This window comes from Vibrio splendidus 12E03 (assembly GCF_000272105.2).
GTDB classification, from domain to species: Bacteria; Pseudomonadota; Gammaproteobacteria; order Enterobacterales; family Vibrionaceae; genus Vibrio; species Vibrio splendidus_I.
The window spans coordinates 22666-41556 of record NZ_AJZD02000313.1; the positions used below are offsets into that span (position 1 = coordinate 22666).

Here is an 18891-nt window from a genome sequence, read left to right on the forward strand (position 1 = left end):
CGTCTATCCTCGCTCATCGTCATTGTCGTCATCACAAGAGAGCGATTTAAACTGGTGGCTCATCTCTTTCCAGCGCCCGTTTATCAAAGCAACGGCTTGAATGTTCTGACACCCAACGCCAATGCGATGCAGGTAGAGTGATTCAACACCGAGTTCTGACACGGTATTCAACTCAGTTAAAAGCTCTTGATCAAAATTCAAACTGTCGTGATAAACATCCATGCCGTGATAACTCGTCTTATCCATAAAAAAAGCAAACTGATAAAACAGCATTAAAAGAAATCCGCTGACTAATATTCCTGCGATACGAGATCGATGACGCGCGATAAAATGCTGCACCTGACGCTGTTTATACGAGTCTGGTTGCTTCGTTAAGGCTGGCTCATGTTCATTGTCACCACGTTCAGTGCCCGAGCTCTTTGATACTGAGGTTTCTTTAAGCGCTTCACCTTTAGGCGATTCATATTGAGATACTTCAACTTGAATAGTCGAGGTGGGCGTTGATAGATAGCCATCGAGCTGTTGAGGTCTACTAAAACTGTACCCTTCCTTTTGCACCGTTAAGATTTTGCAATCACACTTAAGTGAACCTAATGCTGTACGAATGTTCTTAACTGCAACATTAAGCGAACTGCCTGTCACCACCCTGCCCGGCCAACAATGCTCAAGCAAGAAGTCGCGACCCACAGCTTTGGGGCTGTTCTTCACTAAGAACTCAAGAATCAAGGCTTCTGAGGGAGACAAAGTCACCCGCTTGTCCAAGTTCGAATCAATGAGTGTGTTGTTAATCATCTCGATACCCGAAGCGTCTAAGATGATTTTTTCAGGGCTGCTAGCGTTCATTTCGGCGAGGTGTTCATAAATAAAAAGGTCATCAAAAAGGTACTTGTTTGGTCGAGCTAATGCCAAACCATACATAGAAAAGAATAGTGATAAGTTTAGCCAATAATTAAGCCAAATATAAGCTCAGCAGGTAACAAGATAAAATAACAATAAGGTGAGTGAGTCACGCAGACTCACTCACATTAGTACAAAGCCTAGCCATTAGAACAACTAATGAGGTCTATAGAAAGAAAGCTACATCGATTGATTTTGATAATTCTCGTTTTCGATAGCTTTCATTTTTCTTTAGTTCTTATCGTCTATAGAACTTATTTATAGGTCTAGTTTAAAGCCCAGTTCACTGACCATGACCTCAGCAAAGCCTAGCTTTACTGCATTCAACTGACTGGCAACTTCGCGAGCTTGCTGTTCGTTTTTAGCCAATATTGCCATTGAGTAGATAGGTCTGATCATCGCTTTTTGGTTTGGCTTCTCTTGGGCTATTTCTTGATGTTTTAAGTAAGCAGACGTAATCACGCCTTGAGCGCTCCAATCGACAACCATTTGTAAATCTTGACTGATAATTTCATCAACAATGAATTGATTCTCAGGCTCTGTCCAAGCGAGTTCGACTGCGTAGTTTTTGAAAGCAACTTCGGTGTTTAACCACTTATTACCGATGTCTCTGATTTCGGTCACCTCGACAAGCTCTTTAAATTGGAATGGTAAGTTACCAATCAACTCTCGAACGTGCTGTTCACTGTCCGCTTCAATCACAAACTTGATGATCGGAAACTTCTTATCTCCGACAAAGCTTTCTGATACGAACATGTCGTGGACCAAGCCTGCATCAACTAAGTTAGCAAAGGCTTTTTGCTGATGAGGCATTGCCTCAAATACCGCTTGAGCGTCATCGGTTTTCCAAGCCACTGACACGCCGTATGCCGCAGCATGGCTATAGCTAGAAAATAGAATCGCTGAAAATAGAAAGCTAAAAATAGCTAAAAAGGTTCCTCGAATTGTTTTCATTATGTAGTTTCCTAATTAGTCGCGAATAATTTCATACAAGTTAGGGTCAGCAGAAACCCCTTCGATTTTTAAAGGTGGTAGCTCTTTTCTAATCACTTGTATTGCATCATGGAATTGCTTCTTACTCTCCCATTCAGCAACATTGATAAAGCGGTATGTCGCGTCCGAGCTTAAAGAGCGGTGCAATTTGGTAGAGATATATCCGGGTTGCTTCACCAATACATCTCTCGCATCTTCCCAATACGTTAATGTCGCAGCTTCATGGGTTGGCTCGACTGCAAAAGTGTTTATCAATACAACGGGTTGTGCCGAAACCAACGCACTTACGCTTAGCGCCCCCAGTGCCAATCCATACTTAATTATGTTCTTCATCCTATTCTCCTTGTTTTGGGTGAGCTAACGCTATCATCTAGCCCTACCCAATCAAGGCTGCAACCTGCGATTTAATATTAATTAAAAAGCTAAATTTCAAACCAATATTATTCACTCGTTAAATAAGCGATGTAGCCATTCACTATTGATAAACCACTCGCTGAAATGAGTTTTCTTTGGAAGGGAGTTTTCCTTAAATTACAGGCACAAAAAAACCACCTAATAAGTAGGTGGCTCTTAATTTGAATAACTCACAAGAGTCTTGCTGGTTTGAGTTTTAGCCAAGCGCCGTTTAATGCAAACGACTACAGCATCGCCAGCGTTAGCTTAGCCAAGTTATAAGCATCGACATAACCCGAGTGCTGACGACCTTCCCACTCAATGTTTTTCGCTTCTTGTGCGGCGCGGTGACCAATGCGTTTGTCTTTCAATCGATTCTGAACTCGATAAAGCGTGGCGATATTCAAGAACTCGCTAAATGGAGGTTCAATGCCTTTTTCAATACACTCTTTGTGTAAGATGAGGTCGTCACGTCCCCACGCTGCATAGATTTTTTTGGGACCACCGAAGTTCTTAATCATCGACTTGATAACAGACTCTAATGGGCGACCCTGCTTTTCGATTTTGCGAGGTGTAATGCCCGTTAACTCGGCACAGAATAGAGAGACTTCGTCTTTCTCTGGCTTAACGTAGTATTGCGCTCGCTTCACGATAGTGCCGGATGCTAGATCAATCTCAGCAAGACCAACTTCAATGATCTCCCCTGTTGTTCCCACACCGTCTTCGCTCCAACAGCACATTTCCAAATCGAAACATACAACTCGATTGTGATTCATACGTCGCCTAATTCTCTCGTCAAAAATTTCGTGAAATTGTACATGAGCCCAATACAGAACTCGACCCTAGTTGTATCAAGTGCTCATTTAGCCTGCAATTGTCACTCGATTTCGGCCATTCGACTTACTTTGATAGAGCATACTGTCTGTTTTTTGCAGCAATTCTTCTGTGTCTTCACTGGTATGAATCGCGGCACCAATACTCAATGTGCAGCTTAACTGTTGCCCTTTATGCTCACAATGAGAGTGACTTACTGTATTTAGTATGCATTGTAAGTAGCGGTCTAGCGCTTCATGATTTGAGATGCTCGAAATAATACAGAATTCATCTCCGCCCAAACGGAAAAGGTTATCCCCTTCTTTCAGGTTTACCGAAATCAACTTGATGACATGCACAAGCAAAGCATCACCAGCAGGGTGACCAAACTTGTCATTGATGCTTTTAAACTTATCGACATCAAACCCAATCAAGCTAAATGACTCACTTCGCTTAACCGCCCTATCAAACATCTTATTGAAAGCTCGTCGGTTATAGATTTCAGTTAAGCTATCGTGGTTCGCAAGGAATCGGAGCTCTTCCGTTCTTTTGTCTAGCATGCGGTACAGGCGCTCTTTTTCTCTGATCTGCATATTCACGATGTACGCTAACAACAATGAGATGGTTGTTCCGACTAAGGCAATTCCAGTTAGTACTAGGTAGCCATAAAAAGAGATGCAGGCATCTATCTTGTAATCGATCTTCCAATTTCGGTTGGTCAACTCGATTGTCTTAGTTATATGGTGCCCTGTTACTCCCTCATAACCTTGAGTTTCAAATAGAATTGGGGAGTCTTCAGCTTCAAACCCGGTATCCGTAACGCGAATGTACACGTCCATATCACCGACGGCAGAGGCTAACAGGTTCTCAAAGTAGTAAGTTGTGCGAACCACGCCAATCACAACACCAAGTAGGTTATCACTTTCGCCTTCAAACACAGGGTGATAAACCAGCATGCCTGCCTTAGGCGTATCTTGAGTTAGACCATCTTGAATAAGGCGTACTTTGTCCGAGATATTCGCTTGGCGCGTCTGTTTAATATTTTCGATGATCAGTCTAAAACGTTCACGAGAAGAGTAGAAACCAATCACTTTGTCATTGGCTTCGGTATTTGGGTAAATATCAGTCGCGATATAAGCTGGCTCTCCATTTAGGATGTAGCCATAAGTTTTCTCTTCATGTTTAGGGATAGTGAACAACTGGTAAGCCGGATACTTTTCTTCCATTTTCGCGGTATGTTCGGCAATCTCATCTGCCGTAACTTTCTGCATCCACTGCAAGCCAATCAAGCTCTTTGAACCGTTAATGGTTTGCTGTGCGAATCGATCGAACTTGTCCCAATTTTCAGGATCATTCGAATAGAAGAAGTTTGCACCCGAACCTATGTAGGCCACATCATTGTCGATAAACGCTTCCAAGCTCAGTGTTTGGTGTTTAGCAAAACTGTCCAAATTCATGTTTAAAGCACGATTTTGGTTAAGTGCGACGAGTATAAAGCACAACACTGTTATCAAAAAACTGACCGAAAATACGACCAGTGGGAGCGTCCGTCTCTTCAACCCTGTTAGTGGGTCGGTAGTGTGTGGCATAAAGGTTCCAATTAGGCTTCGATGAGCTAAAAGTATATAACGGAAGGGAATGATGCTCCATTTAAGTTTTCGTCCTAAAAATGACATAAATCGTGCACAGTTTACTTCGCCCTTACATCACAGGTTAACAATCGACCAAATCTCGACTAAATTTCAAGCTAACACACTCAAAAACCACTTGTTTGAAAACATAAATTACCACTCTTAAGCCTTGAATATGCTAGTATCCATTCATATTTATAGCTTGAAAGCGACCATTTTGGTTTTGTGCCAATGCGTTTCTTTCCAACCTGTATATTCCATGAAACCGACGAATATACCGTTAAATCAATTTAAAGAGAAAAATCACTATGATCGTTGATTTGAACCTAATCCCACAGACGTTTGATATGCTTCACGCAGGCCTTACTGCATCAAGCGTTTTACTACTGCTAATTGCCGTTTCTCGTAAAACCAAAGTGGTTGAGAAAGTCGTAGAAAAACCAGTAGAAAAGATCGTTGAAGTTGAAAAGCCAGTTGAAAAGATTGTCGAAGTAGAAAAAGTTGTTGAAGTAGAGAAAGTCATCGAAAAAGTAGTAGAAGTTGAATCTAAGCTGGCAACAGCACCAACAGATTCTGCAATGCAGCTACTGTCTATCATGCAACAAGAAGCGCGACTAATCGACTTCCTAAAAGAAGACCTGACTTCGTTCTCTGACGAAGAAGTTGGCGCAGCTGCACGTGTTATTCACACGGGCGGTCAAAAAGTACTAGCAGACTACGTAACGCTTGCTCATATCCGCAGCGAAGATGAAGAGACTCGCATCACAGTAGCTGAAGGTTTCAACCCTCAAGAAATCCGCTTAACAGGCAACGTAACAGGTAACGCACCATTCAACGGTACACTTGTTCACAAAGGCTGGAAAGCAACTGACATGAACCTACCTAAGCTTGCTGAAAACTACGATGCATCTGTAATTGCACCGGCAGAGGTAGAGCTATAATGGAACACCAAGAACATTCACAAGAACAGCAAGCACCTAAATTCAGCGTTGGTATCGATTTAGGTACTACACACTGCGTTTTGTCTTACATCGACACAACGAATGAAGATGCACGTGTTGAGGTAATGCCAATTCCTCAGCTTACTGCTCCTGGTACAGTAGAAACTCGCAGCCAACTTGGCTCGTTCCTATACCAACCGCACGAGCACGAAATGAACGAAGCATCACGTGTTCTACCTTGGTCTTCTGAGCCAAAAGCACTGGTTGGTGCGATTGCTCGTAACCTTGGTTCTAAAACCCCTATCCGTTTGGTCGCTAGTGCGAAATCTTGGTTGTGCCACGGTGGTGTAAACCGTCGTGATGCTTTCCTTCCTGCAGGTAGCCCAGAAGAAGTAGAAAAAGTATCTCCGCTTAAGACAACTGAGCTTTATCTTGAGCATCTTAAAGACGCTTGGAACCACGCGAACCCAGAACACAAACTGGCAGACCAAGACGTAACAATCACGGTTCCTGCTTCGTTTGACCCTGCCGCTCGTGATTTAACAGCTGAAGCTGCACGTAATGTTGGTTTCACTCATCTAACGCTTTTAGAAGAGCCTCAAGCAGCGCTTTATAGCTGGATCGATAACAGCAACGACAAGTGGCGCGACGAAGTAGACGTTGGCGACATCGTACTGGTTGTGGATATCGGTGGTGGTACTACCGACCTTTCTTTAGTTGAAGTGACTCAAGACGATGGCAACCTGAGCCTGAACCGTATCGCTGTAGGTGAACACATCCTACTTGGCGGCGACAACATGGACTTGGCTCTGGCTTACCGCTTGAAGATGAAGCTAGCACAAGAAGGCAAAGAGCTGGCACCTTGGCAAGTTCAAGCGATGACTCACGCATGTCGTGACGCAAAAGAAGCGCTACTGAACGACGCAGAGCTTCAAGCTGTGCCAATCGTGGTTCCTAGCCGTGGCTCTAAGCTACTTGGCGCGACGCTAAAAACAGAACTGACTCAGCAAGAAGTACAACAAACATTGGTTGATGGCTTCTTCCCTAAAGTTGCTGTGACTGATCACCCGGTACAAAAAACGCGTGGTGCACTGACTCAAATGGGTCTGCCTTACGCTCAAGACGCAGGTATTACTCGTCACATTGCCGCATTCCTTTCTAAGCAAGCGAACGCGCTTTCTGGAAATGGTGAAACGGCTCAACAAGATTTCAATCCGTTTGCAAACATGCCCGGTATGCCCGGTACAGAAGCGCAAAGGTCAGAAGCGCCAGCGGCAGACTTCATCAAGCCAACAGCAATCCTGTTCAATGGTGGTGTTCTAAAATCTAATCTACTTGCTGCTCGTCTTTCAGACACGATCAACGAATGGCTGATCAATGCTGACGAAGAGTTCGCTAAACAACTTTCAGGCCTAGACCTAGACCTTGCGGTTGCAAGTGGTGCTTCTTACTACGGCGCGGTACGTCGTGGTCAAGGCGTTCGTATCCGCGGTGGTATCGCTTCTGCTTACTATGTAGGTATTGAAAGCGCGATGCCTGCAATCCCAGGAATGGCTCCTCCTATGGAAGCTCTGTGTGTTGCACCGTTTGGTATGGAAGAGGGCTCAAGCGTTCAAGTGCCTAGCCAAGAATTTGGTCTAGTGATTGGTCAGCCAGTTCACTTCCAGTTCTTCGGCTCAACAACTCGCCGTGAAGATCAAGCTGGTACTCATCTTGATCACTGGGCGCCAGAAGAGCTCGATGAGCTTCCTGAAATCCAAGTGACACTGCCGGTTTCTGAAGGCCGTCGCGAAGGTGAAGTGGTTCCGGTGACTTTGGCTTCTCGCGTTACTGAGCTTGGTACTCTATACCTAGAAGCGATTGCCACTGACAACGGCCAGAAATGGCACGTTGAGTTCGACGTTCGTGAAGATTCGAACAACGACTCAAGCAACGAAGCATAATGAATCAACGGCACCTTAGCGGGTGCCGTTATTTTATCAATACCGTTCCTAACCCATTCCTACCTGTTTCTCAGGAATGACGATTACAAATAACAACAATAAGACCAAAGCTATCAACATACTGGTCATCACTCTGGAAGAATAAGGTTTTGTATGGCAACTCCTCGTTTTTTAGTCGGCATTGACTTAGGTACAACCAATACGGTTGTCGCTTACTGTGAAATCAACGACGACCTACAACATGCTCCCGTTTCTCTTTTCGATATTGACCAACTCATCGGCCCCGGTGAAGTGGTTCGCAAGCCCCTACTTCCATCATTTCGTTACCACCCAGCACAAGGTCAAATCTTCCCTTCTGACCTGACAATGCCATGGGAACCAAGCCCCGTTGAAGGCGATATTAAGAACGTTATCGTCGGTGAATGGGCGCGTGAATTGGGCGCTAAGGTTGAAGGTCGCCAAGTGTCGAGTGCTAAAAGCTGGTTATCACACCAAGCGGTTGACCGTAACTCAGACATTCTCCCTTGGGCAGGCGCAGCTGATGTCGACAAAGTATCGCCAGTTGTGGCGAGTGCAAGCTACCTGAATCACATTCGCCAAGCATGGAACTACCGCAACCCAAGCAACAAACTTGAAGACCAAGATGTTGTAGTGACGGTTCCGGCTTCATTCGATGAAACAGCACGTAAGCTGACACTCGAAGCCGCAGAGCTAGCCGGTTTAGGCAAGATCCTCTTACTCGAAGAGCCACAAGCAGTTTGTTACGACTGGTATGCACGCCACCAGCAAACGGCTGCGGAAGAACTCCAAAAGATCCCGCTTATTCTAGTGTGTGATGTTGGTGGTGGTACCACCGACTTGAGCTTAATTGAAGCCAAATTCGATGCGAACAACGACGGCAATAACGAACTCGCACTCGACCGTATTGGCGTTGGTGAACACTTGATGCTCGGTGGTGATAACCTCGATTTAGCGCTTGCTCACCTTGCAGAGCAACGCTTCAATCAAAACAAAAAGCTGAATGCTTCTAGCCTGACCAAACTGATTCAGCAGACTCGCGCCGCAAAAGAGAGCCTACTTTCTGCCAATGCACCCGATGATGTGAAGATCACCATGCTAGGTAGCGGCTCGAAGCTACTAGGCGGTACTAAGAGTATTGGCTTAACCAAACAAGAAGTTCATCAAATCGCATTGGAAGGTTTCTTCCCGCTTTCTGAGTTTACTGAAACACCCGACAAGCGCCGCAGTGCTGTGGTTGAGTTTGGTCTGCCTTACGTCGCTGATCCTGCGGTGAGTAAGCACGTCGCAGAATTCCTAACAACACACCAACAAGTGTCTAAAGCCGCATTAGAAAACTCAGACTCTATTGAGTTCGATAACACCAAACCTGCAATTCCAGTTGGCGTGCTGCTCAATGGTGGTGTGTTTAACAGTGAATTGGTCACTGAACGAATCACACAGCTACTTGGCAACTGGAACGGTTCTCCGATCACAGTGCTTGATAACCCTCATCCAGATTGGTCTGTTGCCCTTGGCGCGGTTGCCTTTGGTAAAGCTCGCCGTGGTGCACAGCTGAAAATCGGTGGCGGTGCCGCTCGTTCTTACTTCTTGCATCTACAAGAGAAGAACAAGATGGGCAAAGCACTTTGTCTGCTTGCCAAGGGGACTGAGGAAGGACAAGAGATACGCTTAAACAGCCGTCGTTTCTCGCTGACTTTAGGTGAGCCAGTACGATTTAATCTACTGACTTCAACACACGATCAAATTGCTCACGACACCTCCATTCAAAACGGTGTGATGGTCAATGTGGATGCCGACTTGTTCTCCCCTCTCCCACCGTATATTTCTACGTTGGAAGGCTCAGGTACTGCAGAACTTCAAGCCAACCAAAAAGAGCGTGTTGAAGTCCTGCTCGCTTGTCAGTTAACCGAAGTCGGCACACTGAAAATGGAGTGTGTGAGCACAGAAGATGACTCTAAGCGTTGGTTGCTTGAGTTTGAAGTAAGAAACAAGCAAGGCGACGAATCTGATATCTCAGCTCTTCACCCAAGATTGGATGAGTGTAAGGAATTAATTTCTCGCCTGTACAGCGGCAACAAAAAGAGTGCTGAATCGAAAGAGATCAAAACGCTATCGAAAGATCTTGAGAAGCGATTAGGTAAACGCGATGAATGGGACTTCACGACCCTTCGTCATCTCTTTGATACCTTTTCATTAGGTCGTAAACGTCGTCGCCGCTCAGAAGCACACGAGAAGAACTGGCTACGTTTAGCGGGTTACTCACTACGCCCTGGCTTTGGCGATCCGACTGACTCATGGCGTATCGAACAAATTTGGGGCCTTTACCAACAGAATATTCAGTTCAAGAACCACCAAGGCTGGACAGACTGGTGGGTATTCTGGCGTCGTGTCGCTGGGGGGCTTAACCAAGAGCAGCAAGAAAGTATCTTGGCGGACATCGCTAAGTACCTTCACCCAGGTGCAATGAAGAACCCGAAGACAGCCAAAGATGCGCAAGACAATGGTTATGAAGCCATGGTTCGTTTAGCGGCGTCACTTGAGCAACTTGAGGTTGAAGACAAAGTGCTGCTGGCAAGTTGGTTCTTAAGCAAGGCGATTAATCATAATCAGTTTGAGCAAGCACACTGGTGGGCTCTAGGTCGATTGGCTTCAAGAATGCCTTTGTATGGCAGCCAACACAGCGTGATTCCAAGAGAACAAGCTGAACAGTGGTTACCGAAGCTGCTTGAGCAGAACTGGCATAAAGAGCAGATGATCGCCTTTGCAGCGGTGATGATTTGTCGTAAAACTGGTGATCGTCAATTTGATATCTCTGACGACTATCGCAATCAAGTGATTGAGAAGCTGAAACAAAGTAAGGTGCCAGAATCTTGGTTAACGCTGGTCAGTGAAGTGACTGAGCTTTCTGAAAGTGAATCTAAGCGTGTGTTTGGTGATGCATTACCAAGCGGCTTAAGCCTAATCAATAACTAGGTCTAAAAACGATTAGCTTTCGTTGTTAACGGTAAAGAAGCTAACAAGAAAAGAAAAAGCCACTTTCGATTCGTTGAAAGTGGCTTTTTTATTGGTGGCTTAAGGCTGGTATGTTTAGTCGACTTGTAGCTTTTTGGTTAAGAGCCTTAGCCGTGTTGCAGTTCATCATTGTTAATGTTTGGTTCCAGTTGGGTTGATAGGAAAATCCGTATTTTCATAAATGTCAGATAGTTTTTTCGGTTTCTTCTCTTTTGCTCCTTTGTTTGATTGATTATGAGTTTCGCTTAAAAGCCATTCCTCATGCATTTTTGCTGAATCCAAAAACTCTGGATCCTCCATTGCTTCCTTGCGAAGTTTATTTACACGTTCGAGAGTATCCCAAATCATAATACTTCACCTCCACTAAGGCAGTAATATAAAGATAGCCCAACCCCAAAAAACTTCAACTAACCCAATGAGATAGCGATCTCAATTTCGTAATTTACCTACTTTGAACGAGTGAAAATGGTCACCTTTGTCAGCACTCAAATAGTGGGCACTTCTCCATGATCTTCGAAGATCATCAGGCACAAAAAAAGCGAGCTCAATGCTCGCTTTTTGTTTGTCTATCAGTTGCTCGAATCACCAACACCTACTCGATTAAATCACACCGAGGTTAAGCACGGTTACCGATTTTCACCTTGCCATTGGTAGCAAACCAAAGGGCTTCTGAACGACGACGACCGATTAGAATCGGGCCATCATCGTAGAACAAGAAGTTCTTCCAATGCTTCTTGAAAATCGCCCATTTGGTTTCAAGAACATTGTACTTTTCGTAACAAAAATAAACAGTTACGTCATCTTGCCAATCAATAAAGTTAAGAATCTCTTCTGGCATTTCTGGCTCATCCGCTTCCCAATGCGCCATCCAGTTTATCTCTTCATTCCAGTTCGATGCTTTGCTTGGCCAGTCTTGCGAGCTCAGTCGTTCTGAATCTGGGCTTTGAGGGCTAACGTTCTCTTTCCAGAACTGTGATGCTCTCGCCTGTGTCATTGGCTTAATCTTTTCCAAGTCCTCTGCCGGCAGCGGCATTGACTGGTGTGTGAAAATCCATTTTCTTTGGTATTCGTCCAAAGTTGTGTATGACATCAAAATTCCTCAAATATCTTCTCAGGCTGATGGATTTACCATGCCTATCTGTTCTTTTTGATGCAGTGACGGTTTCATTTTATCTATGTCGTCACTGCCTCTAACTCTGTATTTACGCTTAATTGATACTTACGCCTAATGACTATTGGTCTCTATACAGCTCGCCTATCTTCCCAATTCGGGTTAACTAATGCCGTCAGTATATGGTCTTCCCATTTACCGTTAATCTGTAGGTAGTCTTTAGCAAAACCTTCTCGGACAAAACCAAGATGTTCTAATACACCCGCACTGCGTTCGTTGTGAGGCATGTAGCCCGCCATTAAGCGGTGCATGTTCTGCACATCAAACATGTAGTCTTTGGCCATGCTCAAACCTCTGCGCATGTAGCCGTGGCCCTGTGCACTTTGCGCCAATGAGTAACCGACATTACAGGCGTAGAACGGGAAACGAGACAAATTACTGAACGATATTGTGCCTAACATTTCATTAGAGTCAGCATTAATCAGTAAACAGTAATAGCCTAGTCCCATTTTATGAAGCTCGTTTAACTTGATCAGTCGCTGCGCCCAACTCGCTCTATCAAAGAACGCGTCTTCTCGAATCGGTTCCCAAGGTTTCAGGTACTCTCTGTTAACCTGAAAGTACTCACTGAGCATCGCTGCGTCGTCGATTTCAGCCGTTCTCAGAATCAGGTTACCGTCCCGCTTATAAATGCGCTCCGGTGTACTCAAATCTTCCATAATCTTGTTCTTATTCGATCAGTTCTTTCTAATACCGTAATCACGAAGCTTATTCGCAATTGAGGTGTGAGATACATTCAAACGTTTTGCAAGCTTACGGCTTGATGGGAAAGACTGGTAGAGCTTCTCTAGAATCTGAGATTCATAGTCTTTCATGATCTCGTCAAGCGAGCCGTCTAAGCTCAAGTTCGCCATTCCAGCCGTCATGGTTTCAAGCTGTGGCAGGTGGAATTGCTCAACCGTTAACGTATCTGAATCCAACTCTGTTAGTGCACGTAAAACCATATTGTCTAACTGACGGATGTTGCCCGGCCATTGGTAATTACCTAATTGGTCGATTAGTTCTTGAGTCAGCTTTGGTTTCAACATGCCTAATTGCTGTGCGTACTTTGCAACGAATAGCTCCAGTAATGGGGCAACATCGTTTGAACGTTCACGCAAAGCAGGAATCGATAAAGTCAGCACGTTCAAGCGGTAGAACAGATCTTCACGGAACGAACCTGAGTCGGCTAATTCAGAAAGACGATGGCGCGTTGATGCGATAATACGAACATCCGCGTGCATCTCTTCTTCTTCACCAACACGACGGAATGAACCATCTTGTAGGAAACGCAGCAGTTTGATTTGTAGATGTGGGCTCATCTCGCCAATTTCATCTAAAAATACGGTACCGCCATTCGCTTGTTCGAAAATACCTTTATGACCTTGCTCATGGTTGAATGAACCCGGCGCATGACCAAACAATTCCGTTTCCGCTACGTCATCAGGCATCGATGCACAGCTTAGAATCAAGAATGGGAAAGACGATCGATTTGAACGGTTATGACACGCTTTCGCCAACATCTCTTTACCTGTACCCGTATCGCCTTCAATTAATAGAGGCTGATCCAGCATAGCCAATTTCTTAGCTTGGCTGATCAAGGCTTTATGGCGATTAGAGACACCAACAAAGTGTTCGAAACCTAGGTTGTTCTGTTCTGGGATTGAATCTGGCGAGTTCATCTCTTGATTACAAGAGCGAATCGTCATTACTGCGCTTGCCAGTACCGCTTCGTTGACATCACCACCAAGGTAAATCGGCAGGATCTCAATAGAGAAATCTAAACCATCCAACACGACAACTTCACGATGACGCGTTACATCGCCTTCGATCCAGCGAGCAAAGTTAAAGCTAGGAACAAACGTCGCTAGCGGTTCACCGATGACTTCATCTTCTTGTTTGTTGAAGAGGTTCAATGCAGCGTGGTTAGCCATATCGACTGAGCCTTTAAGGTCAATCGCAATCACAGGATCAGGTAGGTTTGCCAGCAGAGCAATCAGCTCTGTGTTATGCCTTTCGCTTGGCATAAATTGGATTTTACGTACATCCTTCACACCTGAAATTCGGCGAATTTCAGCCATAAGTTCACTAAAAGCATCAAAATCGATATCAGGGCAGTTTAGGTAAATAATGCCTTTAACATCAATTTCGATTCCTCTTAAATCAATGCTTTTTGAGGCCAAGATATCGAGCAACTCACGCGTTAAGCCGAGTCTGTCTTCACACAATACTTCAAGACGCACAAATAGTCCTATTATAGGTGTCAGGATAAGTTGACAGTAGTGTGGATTAAGCTCTGAGTTCAGTCAAGAAGAAGAGTAAACATATGTTTACTCTTCTTCTCAAACTATTGAGCTTCAAATGCTTTATTTGAGAGTGATACGCTTTATTTCAGAAAGGACGGCTTTGCGGAGGTCTGCCAGTTTTACTTTTCGTTCGTTATGCCAAGGCATCGGACGCAGCAATGTCATGGCTTTTAAACCCAGTCTCGCAGTGAGAATACCGACACCGAGCCCCTGCCCTGCTCGAGCTGAAACCTTGCCTGCAAGATCCATCGAGACGAGATCCATACTTGCGTCTATCGCGAGTTCACTGGCTCCTGCAGCAGCCATGTTGATTAACACCAATTTGAACAACTTAATACGCGACCAGTAACCAAGCTCAATGCCATACACATCAGCAAGCTTGTCGATCATGGTGAAATTGCGCCACGCCACCAGCAACATATCGGCAGCCGCTAATGGGCTCACAGCAACCAAAGCGGCCGATTCGGTCGAGAACTTAGTGACGATTTTAGTCGCCACTTTATCTTGTTGGGCAACAACGAGTGCATCATACATATCCAACACTTCAGCATCGCTGTGCGCCGGATTAATACTGTTTCGCCATTTATCATAAGCGGGTGATTCAGCGACAATACCGCCCTGCTTCGCAATGTGTTCACAGAACGCTTTGCCTTTACCAACGCTTTGGCTCTGTAACAGCTCTTCACTCTGCTCTTGAACGCTGAAATGATCTTTCAATGAGCGTAGCTTCCACAGCTCTTTGCCTATTGCGCCCAAGCCTAATGAAGCGATTGCAGCAGTAAAGCCTGCCCAACCTAACGCGAGCCAGTCTGCTGTTTGAATCGCTGTAATGACAGAGTCAATTGCCTGCCAACCGACTAAACCGGAGAAAGCGACTAACAAGCCCGTTCCAAACCACTTCTTCTTTTTACTCGGTCGAATCACTTGTTCCAGTTGGTGCTCAGCGTCACCATCAAGCTCGGTTTCCACTTGTGGTGCGACAGGAACAAATTTCTCTTGCTCTGTGAACAGTTGTTGAGCGCCTAAATCCGGGCCAACTTCGCTCTTGTCTTGCTCATCAAAAGAGGTCTTCAACGGTTCATTAAAGACCTGCTTTGTTTTTAATTCACTCATTTTGATTGCCTCAATTACTTCAACTTGTCGCCAATGAGATACTCTAAAACCTTGTCGACTCTTAGATGTTGGCAAGGCTCATCGGAATGTTGCTCCATCGGCCTAAAGCTCGTGAAATCAAACTGGTTGGTTTCCCAATACTGTTTATTGGGCAACTTACGCGGCACCTCTCCCGGATACATGGTTTGAGGGACATTATCTAAAGTCACACCTTGCAACGCCGGAACATTGTCTGAGCCCGACGAGATATAGCCCGCGCTGGTCGCTTGAATAGACGCGATGCTCATGCAACTCATGTCGATGTGTTCAAACGCCGCCTGTTGCCAAGCCGGATGCACCATCTGTTGTAACAGCGATACCAAGTTCGGGTGTTGATCCGGTGTCACGTGATCGGCCTTGGTTGCGGCGAATAATATCTTGTCGATCTTCGGCGCGAATAAGCGTCTTAATATATTGCTTCGACCATACTTAAAGCTTTTTAGTAGCTGCTCTAATGCGCCACGCATATCCATGAAAGAGTCATAGCCCGCATTGAGCGGCTGTAAGCAATCCACCAGCACGATTTGTCTGTCGAACGTAGCAAAGTGATTCTTGTAGAACGCTTTCACGACCTTCTGCTGGTACTCTTCGTAACGCGCTTTCAGTACCGCATAGTTACTTGTTTTTGAGAACTTACCCTCAGGTGCGTTACACGGGAAGAATTGTAGTACAGGCGCGCCTTCAAGCTCACCAGGTAATACGAATCGACCCGGCTGTACCCAATGCAACCCGTTACTTTTACAAGTATGAAGGTACTGGGTGTATCTATCGGCAATCGCGACCAGTTTCTTTTCGTCCGCTTCTGCTAGCAAATCGATATCACCACGCATGGCGTTCCACTGTTGCGAGTAAGTTTCTCTGTCGCCTTTCAATGCGGCAAACTGAGATTGGCTCCAGGTATCGAAGTCCATATCCAGTAACGGCAAATCAAGCAGCCATTCACCTGGATAATCGACAATATCGAGATAAAGGGTGCTGTTTTTACTCAGTAGCTTCTTTGCGCCCTTCGCAGGCTTATATTTGATTGCTAGACGAATCTCACTGACATCACGCGTTGGCACCGGCCATTCTGGTGGCTGTGCATTCAACGACTCCATCGCTTCATCATAAGAGAAGCGTGGGATCATCATGTTGTGTTGCGGGATGCGCTTTGCGCCAATAATTCTTCCATCTCTCGCTGATGCAAGCAGTGGCAAGTTTTTGTGGGTAGACGTATGAAGAAGCTGATTAACCAGCGAAGTAATGAATGCTGTCTTACCCGCACGAGAGAGCCCCGTGACCGCTACTCGAATATGAGAATCCGTTCCTCTGCTTATAAAGTCACTCATTTCTTGAGTTAGGTGTTTCATTTGAACGACTCCGTGATAGTTAGGCTAGCTGGTTATGATAATAGAGAGGCAAGCCTATGTTCTTTCCCAGTTGGGATAGTTTGTATGCATTTGCTTATCTTGATGTTGATGAGTATGCAATACACATTCTTAATGCTAGATGAATAAAAGCCCCTGACTACATTCATAATCAGGGGCTTTAGAATTTTTGCACGATATCCGACGTTTAATCGTCTTCAATCAACTTGTAGATAACAAACAGCGCAATCTCTGCAATTAGCCAAAGCGCACATGTAATCGTCACGTATTTATTATCAAAGATACTGATCCCTTTCAAGATCAGGTCGTAGCCAACAAAAGCACCAATCACCACTGCTAAGATAATCTGTAGGATCTGAATAAAACGAGGCATTCCTCTCTCCTATGTTCTTATATCAAACTATGTGTTTATCACTATATCATTGATAATATGACAAAAGTGCAGATAATGCTGCACTTTTGTCTTTAACTTTCTGTCAAAAATTGCAATTCAAACGCTGAAGTTAACGACAATTACAATTTTTTGGCGTCGGTTAATTACGCTTTCTCAGCTTCAGCAATCTTCACTTTCCAAGTGTCAGGGCCGATCTGGTGTGCGTTCACGCCGTTAGAGTCAACGGCTACCGTTACAGGCATATCTTCAACTTCAAACTCGTAAATCGCTTCCATACCTAGATCTTCAAACGCAACTACGCGTGCTTTTTTAATTGCTTTCGCGACTAAATAAGCTGCGCCGCCAACCGCCATTAGGTAAACCGCTTTGTGCTCTTTGATTGATTCAACCGTTGCAGGCCCACGTTCTGCTTTACCGATCATGCCCATAATGCCAGTTTCGTTCAGCATCATGTCAGTGAACTTATCCATACGTGTTGAAGTTGTTGGACCTGCAGGACCTACCGCTTCATCACCTACAGCATCAACAGGACCCACGTAGTAAATGAACTTGCCTTTGAAATCAACGCCAGCTGGTAAGCCTTCGCCGCTTTCTAGCATGCCTTGAATACGTTTATGAGCCGCATCACGACCGGTTAAGATCTTACCTGACAGAAGAACCGTTTCGCCGGTCTTCCACTCTTGTACGTCTTCTTTAGTCACTTCATCAAGGTTAACACGGCGTGTGTTTGCGCCCGCTTCCCAAGTGATGTCTGGCCACTCTTCTAACTTAGGTGGCGTTAGCTCTGCCGGGCCGCTACCATCTAGCGTGAAGTGCACGTGACGCGTTGCTGCACAGTTCGGGATCAAGCAAACTGGCTTAGATGCAGCATGAGTTGGTGCTGTTTTGATTTTCACGTCAACCACAGTCGTTAGACCGCCAAGACCTTGTGCACCAATACCCAGCTTGTTTACACGGTTGAAGATATCTAGACGAAGCTCTTCTTCTGCGTTCTCTGGACCTTTCTCGATAAGCTCTTGGATATCGATATGTTCCATCAAAGATTCTTTCGCTAGAACTGCTGCTTTCTCAGCCGTACCGCCGATGCCTATACCTAGCATACCCGGTGGACACCAGCCCGCCCCCATTGTTGGCAGCGTCTTCTCTACCCACTCTGCAATATCATCAGAAGGATTCAGCATAACCATCTTGGTTTTGTTCTCAGAACCGCCGCCTTTTGCCGCGATTTGAATTTCAACTTTGTTGCCTGGAACCATATTAATGTGAACAACCGCTGGTGTGTTGTCTTTGGTATTAATACGCTTACCTGCAGGGTCCATTAGGACAGATGCACGCAATGGGTTATCTGGATTGTTGTAAGCTTGACGAACGCCTTCATCAACCATCTGTTGTACTGTTTGATCCGTTTCCCACCTAACATCCATACCGATGTTCACGAAACAAGTAACAATACCCGTATCCTGACAAATTGGACGATGGCCTTCCGCAGACATGCGTGAGTTGATAAGAATCTGAGCAATAGCATCTTTAGCTGCTTGGCTCTCTTCTTTCTCGTGCGCTTTTTCTAGGGCTTGGACAAAGTCTAAAGGGTGATAATAAGAAATGTACTGAAGTGCGTCAGCGACACTGCTGATCACATCTTGCTTACGAATAACCGTCATTGCATGCCTCTTTATTGTTCTGGTTCCATGTGGGGTCTTGGTTTGACTGTTTTTGTCTAACCGGATTAGTTGGCTTAGCTTTTTATTATGTTGAGCTGTATTTAGTTGCTTTAGCAATCGCTTGCATAGCTGTAAACTAAACCATGTAGTTTGCACCGTTCTAATCAAGAACCCATTTTATTTTCAATTTATGATACTCTTGCTTCCTCTCACACGC

The 18891-nt window shown here is 45.0% G+C and carries 16 protein-coding genes; 3 read left to right on the plus strand and 13 right to left on the minus strand.

From position 1 onward, the window contains the following. Positions 1–3: 3 nt before the first annotated feature. From A142_RS19910 to A142_RS19930, 5 genes are all read right to left on the minus strand, one after another. A complete protein-coding gene (locus A142_RS19910) occupies positions 4–708 on the minus strand; it encodes a winged helix-turn-helix domain-containing protein (RefSeq protein ID WP_029405469.1) in 705 nt (234 codons plus the stop codon). 447 nt (positions 709–1155) lie between these two features. Further along, on the minus strand, positions 1156–1851 hold the full coding sequence (locus A142_RS19915; protein ID WP_019822538.1) for a hypothetical protein: 696 nt from the start codon (positions 1849–1851) through the stop codon (positions 1156–1158). 15 nt (positions 1852–1866) lie between these two features. Further along, entirely contained in the window at positions 1867–2223 is a 357-nt protein-coding gene (locus A142_RS19920) for an antibiotic biosynthesis monooxygenase family protein (RefSeq protein ID WP_019822541.1), read from the minus strand. Between the two features lie 305 nt (positions 2224–2528). Next, positions 2529–3059 carry a 3'-5' exonuclease gene (locus tag A142_RS19925; protein ID WP_019822543.1) on the minus strand — a complete coding sequence of 177 codons (531 nt, stop codon included), beginning with the start codon at positions 3057–3059 and terminating at the stop codon, positions 2529–2531. 87 nt (positions 3060–3146) lie between these two features. Then, positions 3147–4685 carry a sensor domain-containing diguanylate cyclase gene (locus tag A142_RS19930; protein ID WP_019822545.1) on the minus strand — a complete coding sequence of 513 codons (1539 nt, stop codon included), beginning with the start codon at positions 4683–4685 and terminating at the stop codon, positions 3147–3149. A gap of 350 nt (positions 4686–5035) precedes the next feature. On the opposite strand from A142_RS19930, the gene A142_RS19935 reads away from it, so the two are divergent. From A142_RS19935 to A142_RS19945, 3 genes are all read left to right on the plus strand, one after another. Beyond that, positions 5036–5668, plus strand: coding sequence for a DUF2760 domain-containing protein (locus A142_RS19935; RefSeq protein WP_019822547.1), 633 nt, complete (start codon positions 5036–5038; stop codon positions 5666–5668). Continuing rightward, positions 5668–7611 carry an Hsp70 family protein gene (locus A142_RS19940; protein WP_019822549.1) on the plus strand — a complete coding sequence of 648 codons (1944 nt, stop codon included), beginning with the start codon at positions 5668–5670 and terminating at the stop codon, positions 7609–7611. Before A142_RS19935 ends, A142_RS19940 begins: the two co-directional genes overlap by 1 nt. A 153-nt stretch (positions 7612–7764) precedes the next feature. Further along, positions 7765–10605, plus strand: a complete 2841-nt coding sequence (locus tag A142_RS19945) for an Hsp70 family protein (protein WP_029405470.1) — start codon at positions 7765–7767, stop codon at positions 10603–10605. Positions 10606–10776: 171 nt separating this feature from the next. Here A142_RS19945 and A142_RS19950 read toward each other — a convergent pair whose 3' ends face one another. The 8 genes from A142_RS19950 to A142_RS19985 all read right to left on the minus strand — a co-directional run bounded on the left by A142_RS19950 (position 10777) and on the right by A142_RS19985 (position 18674). Then, the gene (locus A142_RS19950) at positions 10777–10992 is read right to left on the minus strand and encodes a hypothetical protein (RefSeq protein WP_012604204.1); all 216 of its coding nucleotides are present in this window, start codon (positions 10990–10992) and stop codon (positions 10777–10779) included. A 268-nt stretch (positions 10993–11260) separates the two neighbouring features. Beyond that, on the minus strand, positions 11261–11734 hold the full coding sequence (locus A142_RS19955) for a DUF2947 domain-containing protein (protein ID WP_029405471.1): 474 nt from the start codon (positions 11732–11734) through the stop codon (positions 11261–11263). Positions 11735–11886: 152 nt separating this feature from the next. After that, positions 11887–12474 carry a ribosomal protein S5-alanine N-acetyltransferase gene (gene rimJ, locus A142_RS19960; protein WP_019822553.1) on the minus strand — a complete coding sequence of 196 codons (588 nt, stop codon included), beginning with the start codon at positions 12472–12474 and terminating at the stop codon, positions 11887–11889. A gap of 18 nt (positions 12475–12492) precedes the next feature. After that, positions 12493–14037, minus strand: a complete 1545-nt coding sequence (gene tyrR / locus A142_RS19965; RefSeq protein WP_019822554.1) for a transcriptional regulator TyrR — start codon at positions 14035–14037, stop codon at positions 12493–12495. A gap of 123 nt (positions 14038–14160) precedes the next feature. After that, a complete protein-coding gene (locus A142_RS19970; protein WP_019822555.1) occupies positions 14161–15213 on the minus strand; it encodes a YcjF family protein in 1053 nt (350 codons plus the stop codon). 14 nt (positions 15214–15227) lie between these two features. After that, complete coding sequence (locus A142_RS19975; protein WP_019822556.1) at positions 15228–16601, minus strand: YcjX family protein; 1374 nt, start codon at positions 16599–16601, stop codon at positions 15228–15230. 205 nt (positions 16602–16806) lie between these two features. Next, positions 16807–16992 (minus strand): hypothetical protein, encoded by a 186-nt coding sequence (locus tag A142_RS19980; RefSeq protein ID WP_004734731.1) that lies wholly within the window; start codon positions 16990–16992, stop codon positions 16807–16809. A gap of 164 nt (positions 16993–17156) precedes the next feature. After that, on the minus strand, positions 17157–18674 hold the full coding sequence (locus A142_RS19985) for a fumarate hydratase (protein ID WP_029405472.1): 1518 nt from the start codon (positions 18672–18674) through the stop codon (positions 17157–17159). Between the last annotated feature and the right edge of the window lie 217 nt (positions 18675–18891).

Coding starts and splice junctions, on each gene's coding strand:
- A142_RS19915 (WP_019822538.1), bottom strand. CDS start 1,851: ATGAAAACAATTCGAGGAACCTTTTTAGCTATTTTTAGCTTTCTATTT.
- A142_RS19920 (WP_019822541.1), bottom strand. CDS start 2,223: ATGAAGAACATAATTAAGTATGGATTGGCACTGGGGGCGCTAAGCGTA.
- A142_RS19925 (WP_019822543.1), bottom strand. CDS start 3,059: ATGAATCACAATCGAGTTGTATGTTTCGATTTGGAAATGTGCTGTTGG.
- A142_RS19930 (WP_019822545.1), bottom strand. CDS start 4,685: ATGCCACACACTACCGACCCACTAACAGGGTTGAAGAGACGGACGCTC.
- A142_RS19935 (WP_019822547.1), top strand. CDS start 5,036: ATGATCGTTGATTTGAACCTAATCCCACAGACGTTTGATATGCTTCAC.
- A142_RS19940 (WP_019822549.1), top strand. CDS start 5,668: ATGGAACACCAAGAACATTCACAAGAACAGCAAGCACCTAAATTCAGC.
- A142_RS19945 (WP_029405470.1), top strand. CDS start 7,765: ATGGCAACTCCTCGTTTTTTAGTCGGCATTGACTTAGGTACAACCAAT.
- A142_RS19950 (WP_012604204.1), bottom strand. CDS start 10,992: ATGATTTGGGATACTCTCGAACGTGTAAATAAACTTCGCAAGGAAGCA.
- A142_RS19955 (WP_029405471.1), bottom strand. CDS start 11,734: ATGTCATACACAACTTTGGACGAATACCAAAGAAAATGGATTTTCACA.
- rimJ (WP_019822553.1), bottom strand. CDS start 12,474: ATGGAAGATTTGAGTACACCGGAGCGCATTTATAAGCGGGACGGTAAC.
- A142_RS19970 (WP_019822555.1), bottom strand. CDS start 15,213: ATGAGTGAATTAAAAACAAAGCAGGTCTTTAATGAACCGTTGAAGACC.
- A142_RS19975 (WP_019822556.1), bottom strand. CDS start 16,601: ATGAAACACCTAACTCAAGAAATGAGTGACTTTATAAGCAGAGGAACG.
- A142_RS19980 (WP_004734731.1), bottom strand. CDS start 16,992: ATGCCTCGTTTTATTCAGATCCTACAGATTATCTTAGCAGTGGTGATT.
- A142_RS19985 (WP_029405472.1), bottom strand. CDS start 18,674: ATGACGGTTATTCGTAAGCAAGATGTGATCAGCAGTGTCGCTGACGCA.